Here is a 15780-nt window from a genome sequence, read left to right on the forward strand (position 1 = left end):
CGTGGTTTTCCACGGACCTCGATAGACACAAAATCCCCGTAATCACTCGCTGATACGGGGATTTTGCATATTGCCCCCCCTCCTCCATCCGTAGCCTGTCCGGTAACGCGGGAACGCTGCCCAGTTATGCAAGAATAGTTTTATTGGCAATCACTACAGGGATGAAGAGCATGCCATTTCCTTTCGAACGTCGTCTGGTTTTGCTTGATGGCATTGCCATCAGGTCCCAGGTCATCGCTGGACTTGAACACCTGGAAAAACATACCTCAGGCTTGCCGCTTCAGGTCGCCAGCGTTTTCGTGCAGTGGGCACACAGGAATTTCAGCAAGTGAGCCTGCTTACAACCAAAGACGCCTCTTTCGCCTATCAGGCGGTGTACCGCTATCTGGTCGAGCTGATCGAAACCGCCAATTCGGAACGTGAACAGAAATTGCCGTCCTTGCGGCAACTGGCCCGGCGCCTGAATGTGTCGGTGTCGACGACCAAGTACGCCTATTCGCTTCTCGAAGACGAGGGACGGATCTATGCCAAACCCAAGTTCGGTTATTTCACCAAGGCGATGCCGGCCCCCTTATTGAACGAGGGCTCGCCCAATCTGCTGGACAACGTATTCTCCAACGCGCGCCAGCCGGGGATGCTGGCCCTTAGCAGTGACGCGCCGGCGATGTTGTTGTCGCTGGAAAACCCGTTGTTGATGATGGAGCGCGAACTGGCCCGGCAATACCCGCGCTCCCATGCGCCACTCTATCAGCCGTTCGGCGAGCCTGAGCTACGCGGCGCCCTGGCCGACCGCTACACCCGTTCCACTCACAGCTACTGGCAGGCCGAGCACGTGTTTATCGGCTCAGACCTGCGCAGTGTGCTGGAGTTGTCCCTCAGCGCCTTGAATCTGGGTGGCACTGTGGCGCTGGTGGAGTCGCCTTGCTCATGGGCGATCCTGCGTCAGTTGCAGGCAGCCAAGATTCGCGTGATCGAAGTCCCGCTCGGCGAGGATGGACGCTTCGATCTGTCCACGCTCAGTGAGTTGCTCAGGCGTGAGCCCATCCGGCTGGCGGTGCTGTCGTCGACCGTGAATATTCCCCAAGGCAAGCTGATGCCGGCGCAGGATAAACAGCAAATCTGTCGCTGGCTGGCGGAGCGGGATGTCTGGCTGTTCGAAAACGACAGCTACGGCGAGTTCTATTTCTCTCCCAAACCCGCGCGCTATCGCGATTTTGCCGATCCGGAAAAGCTGTTGGTGTTCTCAACCTTCGACAAGATCATCGGCTCGGAAGCGCCCTATGGTTATGTACTGTGTCGCCGACACGGGCCTCAGTTGCATCGGTTATTTCTGGAACGGGCATTTCGTCTGTCACCGATCCGTCAGAAAGCGATCGCCAAACTCTTCAGCTCCAAGCGCATCGACCAGCATCTAATGGTGCTGCGGGCCATGCTGCTGGACCGGATGAAACGGATGGAGGCCTTGCTGGAGGCGCACGGCGATGGCCAGTTACGGGTTGTCGCACCGCAAGGCGGAGCGACCTTCTGGCTCGAGGCCAGGCACTCGGTGGACATGCGGCGGGTGTTCGAGCGCTTGCTGGCCCAGCGCATCGTTATCGCCCCCGGGGAAATATTCAGCCAGCAGGGGGCCTGGCGGCATCACGTGCGCCTGAGCTACACCCTCGACTGGAGCAAGGATATACCCCTGGCCCTGAAGAAACTGGCCCAGGCTATCAGCGAAGAGCCATAGCCATGCCTAGAGCCCATAGCAATGCCGCGATTCAGGGAAGCGGCCATCGCGCACCTCTTCGGCAAAACGCTCACAAGCGCCGCGAATCACCGCGCCGACATCAGCGTACTGCTTGACGAAGCGCGGCACCTGTTCACCGCCCAGACCCAGCACGTCCTCGGTCACCAGCACCTGGCCGTCGCAGACCGGTGAGGCGCCAATGCCGATGGTGGGCATTTTCGAATCCAGGGTAATTTGCCGGGCCACGCCTTCAGCCACCCCCTCGAGCAGCAGACTGAAGGCCCCGGCTTCGAGGTTGGCCCGAGCGTCCTCGGCAATCATCGCACCGGCTTCGGCGGTCAGGCCCTGGGCCTTGAACCCTCCCATGACATTGACGAACTGCGGCATCAGCCCGACGTGGGCCATGACCGGAATGCCGCGTGCCACCAGAAACTCGACGGTACCCGCCAGGGCCTTGTTGGCTTCCAGCTTGACGGCATCGCAACCGGTGCGCGCCAGGACCTGCGCGCAATTGCGAAAGGCCTGTTCGTTAGATTCCTGATAGCTGCCGAAAGGCATGTCGGCGATGACGCAAGACAGGCGCGTGCTGTCGACCACGGCCCGGGTGTGTCCGATGATTTCTTCGAGCTGCATACTCAGCGTCGAGGCCCGACCGTAGCCGACCATAGCAGTAGAGTCACCGACCAGAATGAAATCGACGATTGGGTCTATCAACCTGGCAATAGAGCTGGAGTACGCCGTCAGGGATACGATTTTCTGTTGGCCCTTCATCGCGACCAGTTGCGGAACCGTCAATCGTTTAGTACGGGTATGAGCGCTCATAAGTGTCTTCCTGTGATGATTGAAAACCCCGGGGAGGGGGCGTCTGTCATTACATGAGGATGGGCATCAACTGCTTGACTGCTTGAAGTCGCGCTCCAGCAAATATTGTTGCAATGCCTGCAACACGCGACCGCGGATAATCGCGATCGCTTCAACGTCCGGGTGATTAAAATCGTCGAAATTACGCTGAATTTCTTCCATGTTGCGCTCAATATCCAGGGTTAGAAAGTGCCCGATTATTGGTTAAACACGCAAAAACTCAATGTACAGATTTGCCCTAAAAAGCAACCCAGATGCATTGTCTGGTTGTCCCGCCCGGTAATTGGATGGACCATTACCGGCTATGTACCTGATGGCTTCATTCGAACGGCACTGCCTGTTCAAGGGCGTGGTTTCAAATGCTGTTTCAGTCGCGAGTTTTCATGAGTTCCTGTTTAGAGCCCCTTTATGACGGCCCACATTGATCCACAACCCGGTCGCTTTTCCCGGTCTGACTACAAGACCCTGGGCCTGGCGGCGCTGGGTGGTGCGCTGGAAATCTACGACTTCATCATCTTTGTGTTCTTCGCCCTGACCCTCAGCCAGTTGTTCTTTCCGCCGGAGATGCCTGAGTGGCTGCGCTTGCTACAAAGTTTCGGAATTTTCGTCACCGGCTATCTGGCACGTCCGCTGGGCGGCATCCTGATGGCGCATTTCGCAGACCGGGTGGGGCGCAAGCGGGTGTTCAGCCTGAGCATCCTGATGATGGCTTTGCCCTGCCTGTTGATCGGAATCATGCCGACCTACGAACAGATCGGTTACTGGGCACCCTTGACGCTGCTGCTGTTGCGGGTGCTGCAAGGTGCCGCGGTGGGCGGCGAAGTGCCTAGCGCCTGGGTGTTCGTGGCCGAGCATGCCCCGGTCGGGCATCGTGGCTATGCCCTGGGTGTGCTGCAGGCCGGATTAACGTTTGGCTATCTGCTGGGAGCACTGACCGCAACCCTCCTGGCGCGGCTCTATAGCCCCGCCGAGATCCTCGACTTCGCCTGGCGCCTCCCCTTCCTGCTGGGTGGTGTATTCGGGGTGATCGGGGTCTGGCTGCGGCGCTGGCTGAGTGAAACCCCGGTGTTCATGGCCTTGCAGGCGCGACGTAAATTGGATGCGGAGTTGCCATTACGGACAGTATTGCGCGATCACCGCAAATCCATCCTGCCGGCGATGCTTTTGACCTGTGTGCTGACATCGGCGGTGGTGGTGCTGGTGGTGATCACCCCGACTGTCATGCAGAAAAGCTTCGGCATGAGTGCCAGCCATACGTTCGCGCTGAGCAGCCTGGGCATTGTGTTCCTGAATATCGGCTGTGTACTGGCTGGATTACTGGTGGACCGGATCGGCGCCTGGCGCGCGGTGCTGGTTTATAGCCTGCTGCTGCCGGTGGGGACCGCGGTGCTTTACGCCAGCCTGATCAGTGGTGGCTACTGGATCAGCGTGGCCTATGCGCTGGCCGGCCTGACCTGCGGCGTAGTGGGTGCGGTGCCCTCGGTAATGGTGGGGTTGTTTCCGACCCGGATCCGGGTGTCCGGTATCTCCTTTACCTACAATATTGCCTACGCACTCTGGGCCAGTACCACGCCGCTTCTGCTGATCGGACTGATGCCGTGGAGCCCTTGGGTCTGCGTAGGCTATTGCGTGGTCATGGGGGCCGTCGGGGCACTCATGGCGTTGTTCTTCGGCTTTCGATCCTCGTCGGTGGCTGACGTTTCGGTGGTTCCAGGCGCCTGAGCCTGACCTTTTCGCGCCGCCGGTCGCGGCGCTTGCCCCTGAATACCAAAGGACGGCAATCGGCATGAGCTGCGTCAACGATTTGCATGATCTATCGGCGGTGCAACTGTTGGCGTTGTTCGCCAGCAAGGAGCTGTCACCGCTGGAGTACTACGACCATTTGCTGGCCCACATCGAGCGCTGGGAACCCCATCTTAATGCCTTGTACGCCTTTGACCCGCAACGGGTCCGGGAACAGGCGGCCGCCGCCAGCGAGCGCTGGAGCCGGGGCCAACCCCGTGGTCTGCTCGATGGTTTACCTGTGACGCTCAAGGAGTTGATAGCGACGCAAGGCGACTGCATTCCCCTGGGCTGCGCCGCGACCGAGTTGATCCCGGCCACAGCGGACGCACCACCGGCGGCGCGGATGCGTGAGGCCGGAGCGATAGTCCTGGGCAAGACAACGGTTCCGGACTACGGGATGTTGTCGTCGGGGCTGTCGAGTTTCCACGGCGTGACACGCAATCCCTGGAACCTGGCGAACAATCCCGGTGGTTCCAGTGCCGGCGCGGCGGCGGCAGCAGCGGCCGGCTATGGGCCGCTGCATGTCGGCACCGACATCGGCGGGTCGGTCCGTTTGCCCGCAGCCTGGTGCGCCCTGGTGGGGTTCAAGCCGACACTCGGGCGCATCCCCATCGACCCGTATTACACCGGCCGTTGTGCCGGCCCCATGACCCGCAGCATGGATGACTGTGCACTGATGATGCGCTACCTGTCCCGCCCCGATGCGCGGGATGCCACCAGCCTGCTACCGGAACAAGGCGATTGGGCCCTGGAACAGTTGTCGATCCAAGGGCTGAAAATCGGTCTGATGCTCGATCCCGGCTGTGGCATTCAACCAGACGAACAGGTGTGCTCGGCGGTTCGGGAAGCGGCTCGCCTATTCGAAAGCCAGGGCGCCCAGGTACGTCAGATCAAGCCACTGATGGACCGAGCCGTGCTCCAGGGCCTGGATCAATTCTGGCAGGCGCGACAGTGGAGTCAGTTGCTGGCCCTGAGCCCCGAGCGGTTCGATCAAGTCTTGCCCTACATTCGCGACTGGGCGGCAGCGGCCGAGAAGCTGAGCGCCGTGCAGGCGGTTGAGGGGTTCAACCAGACGTTCGAAATCCGGCGCCGGGCAGCCGAGGTCTTTCATAATGTCGACTTGGTGTTGTCGCCGACCAACCAGGTCAGTGCCTTTGCGGCTGAATGGGCCTCGCCCACCAATGACCCGCGCCTGCCGTTCGAGCACATCGTCTTCACTGTGCCGTGGAACATGGGCGAGCAGCCAGCCCTGTCAATCAACTGCGGCTTTACCGACCAAGGCATGCCGATCGGCCTGCAGATGATCGCTCCGCGCTTCGCAGACCAGTGGTTGCTTCGGCTCGGCAAGGCCTATGAAAACTGGCGCGGCACGATTCGCCACTGGCCCAGCCCGCCGTCTCGCCTGTGGGAGCGTGGCTTGCCCGCGAAGAACGATAACGCGTAGTCGCTGAAAAAACGCGGTGCATTCTTCGCGGGCAAACCTCGCTCCCACAGGATTTTTGTCGCTCAAATTTCTTCACTGACAGCATTAGCGACGTGCGCCTGATTTGTTCCTCTAGAGACTTATCGAAATGGATTTTCGTGTACTTCTGATGGCCGGCATTGCCGTCGGCAGCCCTTTGATTGTAACGGCGGATGAAACGCCGACCACTCAAGCCCAGGCCCCGGGTTTTGTCGACGGCAGCCATTTGGGGCTGAACTTGCGCCATTACTATGCCAACCAACACACCCGACGTTCTACCTACCTGGGGATCAAGAAAGAAGATGGCCTGGAGCGGACCCGCATCCGTGAAACCTGGGTGCAAACCGCGATGCTCAACTACAGCTCCGGATATACCCAAGGGGCGGTCGGCTTCGGGCTGGACGCTTCATTGTTCAGCGCCATCAACCTGGAGCGCGGACATGGGCGTGTCGCCAATGGTGGCGATCGGGTGCTGGTGGACAGCGATGGCGATGCGCTACCGACCTGGAGCCGTTTGGGTGTCGGTAATCTGCGGCTGCGTTTTTCCAGCACAGAAGTCAAGGCCGGTCGCTTGCTCACCGACAACCCGATTCTGCGTTACAAGGACAATCGCGCCCTGCCCTCGAGCTTTCAGGGCGTAGGCCTGTTCAGCAACGAACTCGATTGGCTGTCATTGCAGGCCGGCAGCTTCGAACGGGCGATTCCACGAACCGGTACCGGCAGCGAAAAACTCACCACCACCTTCGGTAACCGGGCGTATTCGGGGTCGCGTATTTCCTACCTCGGAGGAATGGCCAAAACCCCTTACGGTCTGGACGTCAGCCTCTACACCTCACGCTTCGAGGACATGTGGCAGCAGACCTATCTGGGATTGACCCAGTTGATCGGGGATCGGCGCGAGATTGCGCTCAAGACTGCACTGAATTACTACCACACCGAGGATCAGGGCGAGCAGCGCCTGGGCTACATCGACAATGACGCCTTCAGCCTGGCGTTCACCGCATCGCACCGGGCCCACAGCCTGACTCTGGCCTGGCAGCAGGTGTTTGGCGACGAGTATTTCGATTACGTCTGGGAGTCCACGGGCAATTACATGGCCAACTCGTTGTACTCGGACTACAACGGTCCGAACGAGAAGTCCTGGCAACTGCGCTACGACCTGGATCTGGCGTCCTTCGGGGTACCGGGCCTGACTACCAGTCTGTGGCACGCAAAGGGCTGGGACATCGACGGCACCCATTACAGCGGCGACCGTAACGGGCGCAATACCGGTTACAACGTGCGGGGTCTGGACAATGCCAAACACGATGAAAACGGTTTAATGGTGGCGTACGTGGTGCAATCCGGCGCACTGAAAAACGCGGTGTTTCGCACCATCGTCTACAACCATCGGGCCACGGGCGGGCAGATCGACGGAAGCTACGACGAGGTCCGCCTGGTGGCGAATCTGCCGATGTGGATTTTTTGAGGCGGGCTTTTTGGGCCGAACAAAATCAGCGGCCCCACTTGCGAAACACTGTGGGAGCTTAGCGAGCTCGCCGGTTCCCACAGTCGAGGGGTGTTGGTTCAGACTTTTTTGGTTCTTGGCAGAAAGATCGCCAACACCCCAAACAGCGGCAAGAACGAACACAGGAAGTACACATACTCGATGCCGCGAATATCCGCCAAATGCCCGAGCAACGCCGCGCCAATCCCGCCGAAACCGAACATCAGGCCGAAGAACACCCCGGCAATCATCCCGACATTTCCCGGCACCAGTTCTTGCGCATACACCACGATAGCGGAGAACGCCGAGGCCAGAATGAAACCGATCACCACACTCAACACACTGGTCCAAAACAGATCCACATGGGGCAGCAGCAGCGTGAACGGCGCCACACCGAGGATCGAGAACCAGATCACTGCCTTGCGCCCGATCCTGTCGCCGATCGGCCCGCCGAAGAAGGTCCCTGCCGCTACCGCGCCGAGAAACAGGAACAGATGCAGCTGCGAGCTGGCCACCGACAGGTCGAACTTCTCGATCAGGTAGAACGTGAAGTAACTGGTGAGACTGGCCATGTAGAAATACTTGGAGAACACCAGCAACCCCAGCACCACCAACGCACTGATCACCCGGCCTTTTGATAAACCGTGCGTCGCTGCCTGACCTTGTTTGAGTTTGAACAGGTTCAAGTGATTGGCGTACCAGCGGCTGATCCGGTACAGCACGAACAACGCAAACAACGCGAACAAGCCGAACCAGGCCACATTGCCCTGACCATAGGGAATGATGATTGCCGCCGCCAACAACGGCCCGAAGGCCGAGCCCGCATTACCGCCGACCTGAAACGTCGATTGCGCCAGGCCGAAGCGCCCGCCCGAGGCCAGTCGCGCCACACGAGAAGCTTCCGGGTGAAAAGTCGACGAGCCGATGCCGATCAACCCTGCCGCCAGCAGGATCATCGGGAAGCTGCCGACCACCGACATCATCAAAATACCGATCAATGTGCAAACGGTGCCAGCCGGCAACAGCCAGGGCTTGGGATGGCGGTCGGTGTGGTAACCAACCCACGGCTGCAACAGCGAGGCCGTCAGTTGAAAGGTCAGGGTAATCAGGCCGACCTGAGTGAAAGTCAGGCCATAGTTGGCCTTGAGCATCGGATAGATCGACGGCAGCACCGCCTGAATCAGGTCGTTGATCAAATGCGCCAGCGCCACCGCGCCGATGATGCGCATGACCAGCGGACTGCTTTGTGAAGGAGCGGACGCCGATGTCGTGGCGGACTGAACGTTGCTGATGGCCATGAGAGTTTCCGTACTGCGGATGGGTGCGCACAGGCAGGTCGGTCAATGTGCCATTTTTCGGTGCAGTCGCGCTATCCCCTTAGCTTGCTAACGACCTCAAAAAAGGTGATAGCGCAAAGCCATGGTCTGAATCTTGCCTTGCTTATCCGCTTCAACGCGGCCCCTTACAAAGGGGACCGAGAATGGGAAGTTTCGCTACAGAGTCGGCCTACAGAGCGGACCAAGGTGAACTTTCGAGGCCTTTTAGAAGGACATCAGTCGCGGTCGCCATGGCCTCGACGCACGCCAATGGTGCGTGGTGTCCAGAGGAGTCATGGGGCATGCAGGCTTTTTTATCACCGGGGATCGGGCTGCTGGGGCGTTTCGGCTTCGCGCGCAAATTTCAACTGCTGTTTCTGCTGTTTATCCTGCCGCTGGCAGGCAGCTTGTGGATGATCGGCCAGGACTATCGTGACAAGTTGAGCCTGATCGCCGGCGAACGCGCCGGGGTCCGGCAATTGATTGCCCTGGATGCGCTCGACAACTTGCTCGCTGCCCAGCGTGACCGCGCCGCGCGCTGGCGCGCCACCGAAACCAATCGCCAGCCGACACCTGCAACTATCGCGGCGATGGCAGCGTTCGACACGGTTCAGCCGGCCGTGACCCAAGCAATCACAGACTTGGGCAATGCCCTGAAAACCGAAGGCGCCGAGGGCGAGACCCTCACCCGCTATCAAGCCCTGCAAAGCGCCCTCACCGGCCTGGATTCGAAAAGCCTGAGCAGCGTTGGATGGTGGCCGGACGGCTACGATCGCTTCACCAATGCTTTGAGCGCCCTGCAAGCCTTGCGCGAACAAATCGCCATGGACAATCGCCTGACCCTCGCGCCATGGCTGGAAACTTATCTGCTGACGCAGATCTCCACTCAACACGCACCGGACCTGATCGAACGGGTCGGTCGCCTCGCCGCGGTTGGTCAAGCTTCGGTGGTGTCCGGGCAGTTCACGCTGCAAAGCCGCCTGCAACTGCGCGACTTGCGCAGCCGCATCGGCGACGCTCGGGAACAGCTGGTGAAAACTGGCAGCTTGCTGGAAGCGCGCCTGCCCAGCGCCCTGCAAACCTGGGCCGGGCAATACCATGACAGCCTCAAGCAGCTGGATGCCGGTTTGAAAGTGCTGGACGACGGCGTTTTCGGCGGCAGCATCAACCTAAAGCCCGAAGATTTCGAACGCAGTCTCGACGCCCTCCTCGGTAACCTTGCCTCGCTGCGCCAGCAATCGTTGGTTTCTCTGGATCAACGGCTGGATTATTACCATGGCTCGGCCATCCGCCAGTTCATCCTGGTGGCGACAATTTTTGGCTGCCTGCTGCTGGCTGCGCTGTACCTGTTCATCTGTTTGCAGGCCTCGATCCGTCGTAGCGCCAGCGGCATCACACTGCTGGCCGAAGCACTGCGCGACGGCAACCTGAGCCTGCAAGTACCGGTACAGGGCCGCGACGAACTGGCGGCGATCAGCACCTCGCTTAACGTCGCGGTGGTACAACTGCGAAACAGTTTGCTGGGGGTCGATCACGAAACCCTGCAGTTAAGCAACGCGGTACGCACCCTCAACGATCACTCCAGCGGCGCCCTTGGCGAAGTCGAAGCCCAGCAGTTGCAAATCAGCCAGATCGCCGCAGCGGCCACGCAATTGGCCGCCACCTCACAAGGGGTCGCCCAGAGTTGCGAACAGGCGTCTGGCAGCGCTCAGCACACCCAGCGCATCGCCGCCGACAGCAGCCGCGACAGCCAACGCACGACAGCGAGTATTCAGCAGCTCAATCAGCGGTTGAACGAAACGGCGGCGGCACTGGGTCGGGTCAGCGAGCAAGGGCAGCAGATTCAATTGGTGGTCGATACCATTCGCGGCGTGGCCGAGCAGACTAACCTGCTGGCCCTCAACGCCGCCATTGAGGCCGCACGGGCTGGCGAGCAAGGTCGCGGCTTTGCGGTGGTGGCCGATGAAGTGCGCAGCCTGTCGCAACGCACCCAGTCCTCCACCGCGCAGATCGCCGGCACCGTCGACAGCCTGCGTAGCACCGTGAACGAAGCGGTAAGCCTGATGGAAGCCGCCTGCGGCCAGGCGCAATCGGATGCGCAAGCCGTCACCGGTCTCGGCGAACGCCTGGGGGAAATCGCCAGCGCGGTGCAAAGCGTCACCGACACCCTGGCACAAATCGCCACTGCCGTTGAAGAGCAAGCGAATACCGCCGATGAAGTCAGCGGCAACATCCAGCAAGTCGATCAGGCGGCGGTACGCTTGCTCGAAGGCGCGCGGGCGGTGAACCTCGCCGCGGACACCTTGAGCCAGGGCAGCAAGGCCTTGAGTGCGAATACCGGGAGATTTCAGCTCGATTGATGCCCTCCCCTGACCCGATTTTTCGGGTCAGCGGGATAAGCGGTTGAAAGTGTGGAGAAATATTTTAAATTTACGCTTGACGCATCGTCGTTCCAGGTGAATAATGCGCGCCACTTGGCTACATAGCTCAGTTGGTTAGAGCATAGCATTCATAATGCTGGGGTCCGGGGTTCAAGTCCCTGTGTAGCCACCAAGTACCTGTTTACAGATGTCTCCATGAGTCTCTAAACAACCTCAAGAAGCCCGCCTAGTGCGGGCTTTCTTGTGTCTGGGGCATTCGTTTCATTTCTCCGAATGCCCTGACAGTCTTCGCCACTCTGTATGCTAGAAAAAATTGAATCTGGTATACAGAATAAAATGCAGCGCACACTGGATTCGAGCAGTCTCACAGGAGGCTAAAGGCCGTGAGCGTGAAGAGATTGATCTTAGTACAATCGATGGCGAACAGATTCCAAGGAGGGTGAGACGATCTGTCTCGCACAGAACGCTTCAGAAATATCATTTGCTGCCGAACTAAATCAAATGATCATTACAACAGGACGCAATTAGGAATGAGTGCCAAAATTAATATTCGTGACTTGGACGAGTGTCGCAATATTCATAAAGGCGCTGTCTTTATCGTCGCCTCGGGAGGGTCTGCCAAAGACTTTCATCCTGAGGAGTTCGCTGACATCCCTATGATTACAATGAATGGGGCAATCTCAAAGTTTATCGGAACTGGCGTGAAGCCTTTTTTCTATGCCTGTACCGATAAAGATTTTCCCAAGCAACAACCTGAATTGTTCTCCCAAGCCATGCTTCTTAGTGAGCGAGTCGCCTTATGGGAGGACCATGTTCAGCATCTATCGATTACGCCCAAAGGGAAGGTATTTTTGCTGAACAAGGCGCCAAAGTTTTCCTGGGGTGCGCTGGTTGGTGCAGATAAAGAGCTGATAAGAAATCGTAATTTTCTCAAGCGTCGCAATCGGCGCATTGGCTTCAGTAAAAACCTGAAACGGGGCTTCTTCGATGCGCGCACTGTTGCCTATTTAGCTCTGCAAATCGCCTATCATGCGGGCTTCAATAAAGTGGTAATGGTAGGGGTTGATCTTAATCAAGCTATCAGCCGATTTTATGAAGAGAAAAGCACCGTAGTTTCTCCTTGTGGGCTGGACCAGCATTTTCACACCAGGATTTTGCCGTCGTTCGAAATAGTAGCGAGGAAAATAATCAGTGATCAATTCCACGTCTACAATCTTTCCAATTCATCAAGAATTCCCGCCGACATTATCCCCCAGATACATCCGGATGAGCTTGATACCTATGTGCACGGCTTGGGATACTTCGACTCCATGAAACATTTTGTAAATCATTAGACTAACCGTCGATCTAAAATGGCTAAGTACCACCAAGTACTAAAAACGGCTTACCGAAAGGTAGGCCGTTTTTTTATGCCTCGAGAAAAGTGGCGGGCGACCCCTGATTTGCGTAGCACTCCTTCGACCGGATAAAGTCCCTGGACCTTTTATCCCATGGACGGAGTGCCTCGCGTGTTCTCAGCCTTCCACTTGAACCGCTATCGCCTGTCAGCCTTTTCGCTGATCGCCACCGCTTTAACCCTCGCCGCGTGTAACGCCCCGCCCTCTTCGCCTTCGGTCTCGACCTTGCCGGTCGCGCCGGAAATCACCTCCGGTTATCGCACCGACCTGCAGACGCGGCACGCCTCCAGACACATGGCCGCAGCCGCCAACCCACTGGCGGCCGAAGCCGGGCGGGAGATGCTACGCGAGGGTGGTTCGGCGATTGATGCGGCCATTGCCATGCAAGCAGTGTTGACGCTAGTCGAGCCGCAATCGTCGGGTATCGGCGGTGGCGCGTTGATTGTGCTGTGGGATGGCAAGGCCGTGCGCACCTACGACGGTCGCGAAACCGCACCGGCTGGCGCCACCGAGAAACTGTTCCTGCAAGCCGACGGCAAACCGATGCCTTTCACTCAGGCGCAGATCGGCGGGCGCTCGGTGGGTACACCGGGCGTGTTACGGGCGCTGGAGCTGGCCCATCAAAAGCACGGTCGCCTGCCGTGGGCGAGGCTGTTCGAACCCGCCATCAAACTCGCCGAGCAGGGTTTCGCCATCTCGCCACGACTGCATCAGTTGATCGCGGCCGACGCGTTTATCCAGCGCTCACCGGACATGGCCGCCTACTTTCTGACTGCCGATGGTCACCCGAAAGCCGTCGGTACACAGCTGAAAAACCCGGCACTCGCCGCGGTGTTCAAGCGCATCGCCAAGGAAGGTCCCGACGCGCTGTACACAGGGCCGATCGCAAAAGAAATCGTCGCCAAGGTTCAGGGCCACACCAACCCCGGCAGCCTGTCGCTGAACGATCTCCAGGGCTACAAGGCCAAGGAACGCGCGCCGCTGTGCACCGACTATAAACGCTGGCAGGTCTGCGGCATGCCGCCACCGTCGTCGGGCGGAATCGCCGTGGCGCAAATCCTCGGCACCTTGCAGGCCCTGGAAACCCGCGACCCACGCTTTGCCCTGGCACCACTCAAACCGGTCAAGACCAACAAACCGGCGGGCATAGAGCCAGCCCCTGAAGCCGTACACCTGATCGCCGAAGCCGAGCGCCTGGCTTATGCCGATCGTGCGCAGTACGTTGCCGACACCGACTTCGTACCCGTACCGGTCAAAGGGCTGGTCGACCCGACTTACCTGGCCAGCCGCGCCGCCTTGATAGGTGATCGCAGCATGGGCCAGGCCAAACCCGGCACCCCGCCGGGCATTCAGGTCGCCTACGCGCCGGACCGCTCGCCGCTGCGCATCTCCACCTCGCAGGTGGTGGCAGTCGATGACGAGGGCGATGCCGTGTCCATGACCACCACCGTGGAAGCGGCATTCGGCTCACACTTGATGGTCCAGGGCTTTCTGCTCAACAACCAGATGACCGACTTCTCGTTCATCCCCGAAGAGCAAGGGCAAAAAGTCGCCAACCGCGTCGAACCCGGCAAACGCCCGCGCTCGTCCATGGCGCCAACGCTGATCTTCGACCGCCAGAGCGGTGAGTTCCTGGCCACCGTCGGCTCACCCGGCGGCTCGCAGATCATCGAGTACGTGGCCAAATCCACCATTGGCCTGCTCGACTGGAACCTCGACCCACAGGCCGCCATCAACCTGCCCAACTTCGGCAGCCGCAACGGCCCGACCGAACTGGAACAGGGTCAGTTCAGCCCGGCACTGATTCAGGCGCTGAAGGACAAAGGGCACAGCGTGGGCGAGATCGACATGACCAGCGGGACTCAGGCGATTGTTCGAATCAAGGATGCGCAGGGGAAAGCCGCGTTGGCCGGCGGGGCCGATCCACGGCGTGAGGGGGAAGCATTGGGGGATTGAGTCTTACGCAGGAATGAGGAAAGGCTTACCGGGAGGTAGGCCTTTTTGAGGACTACCCGCGCCGGATAGATAGCATCAAGTCGATAATTGATTGGCAAACTGCCCGACCGCGTTCACCACTTTCTGCGCACCGTCCTGGATCTCGACGATCACCGTGCCCGCCTCCGCCGCCAGCGCCAGACCTTGTTCAGCCTGGAGCTTGCCGTCAGTCATCAGCGCCACGGCGTTGCGCGCCATGTCCTGGTTCTGACGCACGACGCCGACAATTTCATCGGTCGCCTGGCTGGTGCGCGAGGCCAATTGCCGAACCTCGTCCGCCACCACGGCAAACCCGCGCCCCTGTTCACCGGCACGAGCCGCTTCGATGGCCGCGTTGAGCGCCAGCAGGTTGGTCTGCTCGGCGATGCCACTGATGGTTTTGACGATGGTGCCGATCACCAGCGATTGCTCGTTCAGTGCTTCGATGCCTTCCCCTGCGGTTTGCATGTGTTTGGCCAGGTCACGCATCACGTCTACAGCTTGAGTCACCACGGCAGTTCCGCGTTGTGCACTCTGATCGGTTTGCTGAGAAGTGCTGTAGGCAATGTTGGCCGCCTCGGCGACAGCCTGCTCCTGATTGACCTGATCGGTAATCACCGTGGCGAACTTCACCACTTTGTAGAGTTTGTTGTTGGCATCGACCACCGGGTTGTAGGAAGCCTCCAGCCAGACCACGCGACCGTGGCTATCGACACGCTTGAAACGATCAGCGACGAACTCGCCAGCGTTCAGACGGCGCCAGAAGTTCTGATACTCAGCGCTGTTGTATTCCTCTGGCTCACAGAAGATACGATGATGTTTACCCTGGATCTGCGCCAGGCTGTAACCCATGCCGCTGAGGAAACGCTCGTTGGCCATCAGCACGTTGCCATTGAGGTCGAACTCGATCACTGCCGTCGAACGCACCAGCGCGCCAATCAGGTTTTCATGCTCACGGGACGCCTCGATGGTACGGGTCAGGTCGCTGGAGTAAATCGAGAAGTTCTTGATACGACCATCCGAGGACCGCACCGGCTGCATGATCGAACGCAACCAGGCTTCGGCACCGTTGCCGCGTAGCAAACGGACCGCGCCGGCAAAGTGCTCGCCACGGGTCAGCGCGGCCTTGAAACGGTTATGGAATTCATCCGATTTCACATGGACCGGAACAAGGTCTTCGATGTGCCGGCCGATCAGATCATTGCTTTTGTAGAGCATCTCACTGACGAAGTTTTGGTTAACCGATTGAATTCGCCCATCGGAGTCGAGGGTCAGGACCAGCATCTCGCTTTCCAGACTCTCCTTGATTTGCAGAAGGCTGGAGAGTTCTTCGCGAAGAGCCGAGAGCTCCTGCTTCAAGCGTTTATTGAACATGGGAAGCACCGATGG

General features: G+C 59.1%; 12 protein-coding genes, 1 tRNA gene and 1 pseudogene. 9 read left to right on the plus strand and 5 right to left on the minus strand.

Annotation, left to right across the window (positions count from 1 at the left end; translation table 11 throughout):
- Window positions 1-170 precede the first annotated feature (170 nt).
- Together AC1RL4_RS14000 and AC1RL4_RS14005 are read left to right on the plus strand one after the other, a co-directional pair.
- Complete coding sequence (locus tag AC1RL4_RS14000; protein ID WP_172901211.1) at window positions 171-332, plus strand: hypothetical protein; 162 nt, start codon at window positions 171-173, stop codon at window positions 330-332.
- Window positions 329-1729, plus strand: a complete 1401-nt coding sequence (locus AC1RL4_RS14005) for an aminotransferase-like domain-containing protein (RefSeq protein ID WP_374707281.1) — start codon at window positions 329-331, stop codon at window positions 1727-1729. Before AC1RL4_RS14000 ends, AC1RL4_RS14005 begins: the two co-directional genes overlap by 4 nt.
- A gap of 6 nt (window positions 1730-1735) precedes the next feature.
- On the opposite strand, the gene panB is transcribed toward AC1RL4_RS14005, so the two are convergent.
- Together panB and AC1RL4_RS14015 are read right to left on the minus strand one after the other, a co-directional pair.
- Window positions 1736-2551: a 3-methyl-2-oxobutanoate hydroxymethyltransferase gene (gene panB, locus AC1RL4_RS14010; RefSeq protein ID WP_096481097.1), complete on the minus strand. Its 816-nt coding sequence runs from the start codon at window positions 2549-2551 to the stop codon at window positions 1736-1738.
- Between the two features lie 66 nt (window positions 2552-2617).
- Window positions 2618-2752 carry a hypothetical protein gene (locus AC1RL4_RS14015; protein WP_275406306.1) on the minus strand — a complete coding sequence of 45 codons (135 nt, stop codon included), beginning with the start codon at window positions 2750-2752 and terminating at the stop codon, window positions 2618-2620.
- Between the two features lie 246 nt (window positions 2753-2998).
- Between AC1RL4_RS14015 and AC1RL4_RS14020 the strand changes: the two genes are divergently transcribed.
- From AC1RL4_RS14020 to AC1RL4_RS14030, 3 genes are all read left to right on the plus strand, one after another.
- A complete protein-coding gene (locus tag AC1RL4_RS14020; protein WP_230173898.1) occupies window positions 2999-4312 on the plus strand; it encodes an MFS transporter in 1314 nt (437 codons plus the stop codon).
- Window positions 4313-4376: 64 nt separating this feature from the next.
- Entirely contained in the window at window positions 4377-5819 is a 1443-nt protein-coding gene (locus AC1RL4_RS14025) for an amidase (protein WP_096481102.1), read from the plus strand.
- Window positions 5820-5967: 148 nt separating this feature from the next.
- Window positions 5968-7305 carry an OprD family outer membrane porin gene (locus tag AC1RL4_RS14030; RefSeq protein WP_374707273.1) on the plus strand — a complete coding sequence of 446 codons (1338 nt, stop codon included), beginning with the start codon at window positions 5968-5970 and terminating at the stop codon, window positions 7303-7305.
- A gap of 98 nt (window positions 7306-7403) precedes the next feature.
- Here AC1RL4_RS14030 and AC1RL4_RS14035 read toward each other — a convergent pair whose 3' ends face one another.
- Window positions 7404-8621 (minus strand): MFS transporter, encoded by a 1218-nt coding sequence (locus AC1RL4_RS14035; protein ID WP_096481106.1) that lies wholly within the window; start codon window positions 8619-8621, stop codon window positions 7404-7406.
- A 320-nt stretch (window positions 8622-8941) separates the two neighbouring features.
- Here AC1RL4_RS14035 and AC1RL4_RS14040 point away from each other — a divergent pair, with 320 nt between their 5' ends.
- The 4 genes from AC1RL4_RS14040 (at window position 8942) to ggt (ending at window position 14373) form a co-directional block, all read left to right on the plus strand.
- Window positions 8942-10999: a methyl-accepting chemotaxis protein gene (locus AC1RL4_RS14040; protein ID WP_028939866.1), complete on the plus strand. Its 2058-nt coding sequence runs from the start codon at window positions 8942-8944 to the stop codon at window positions 10997-10999.
- A gap of 116 nt (window positions 11000-11115) precedes the next feature.
- A tRNA-Met gene (locus AC1RL4_RS14045) sits at window positions 11116-11192 on the plus strand.
- A gap of 358 nt (window positions 11193-11550) precedes the next feature.
- Complete coding sequence (locus AC1RL4_RS14050) at window positions 11551-12354, plus strand: WaaZ-like lipopolysaccharide core biosynthesis protein (protein ID WP_096481108.1); 804 nt, start codon at window positions 11551-11553, stop codon at window positions 12352-12354.
- A gap of 174 nt (window positions 12355-12528) precedes the next feature.
- A complete protein-coding gene (ggt, locus tag AC1RL4_RS14055; protein ID WP_096481700.1) occupies window positions 12529-14373 on the plus strand; it encodes a gamma-glutamyltransferase in 1845 nt (614 codons plus the stop codon).
- Window positions 14374-14448: 75 nt separating this feature from the next.
- Here the strand turns inward: ggt and AC1RL4_RS14060 are convergent, their stop codons facing one another.
- Window positions 14449-15009: a methyl-accepting chemotaxis protein gene (locus AC1RL4_RS14060; protein ID WP_371929210.1), complete on the minus strand. Its 561-nt coding sequence runs from the start codon at window positions 15007-15009 to the stop codon at window positions 14449-14451.
- A pseudogene (locus tag AC1RL4_RS14065) lies at window positions 14989-15765 on the minus strand (PAS domain-containing protein); the annotation flags it as partial. The pseudogene AC1RL4_RS14065 and the gene AC1RL4_RS14060, both read right to left, overlap by 21 nt.
- Between the last annotated feature and the right edge of the window lie 15 nt (window positions 15766-15780).

This window comes from Pseudomonas sp. GW822-FHT07A10 (genome assembly GCF_058798795.1).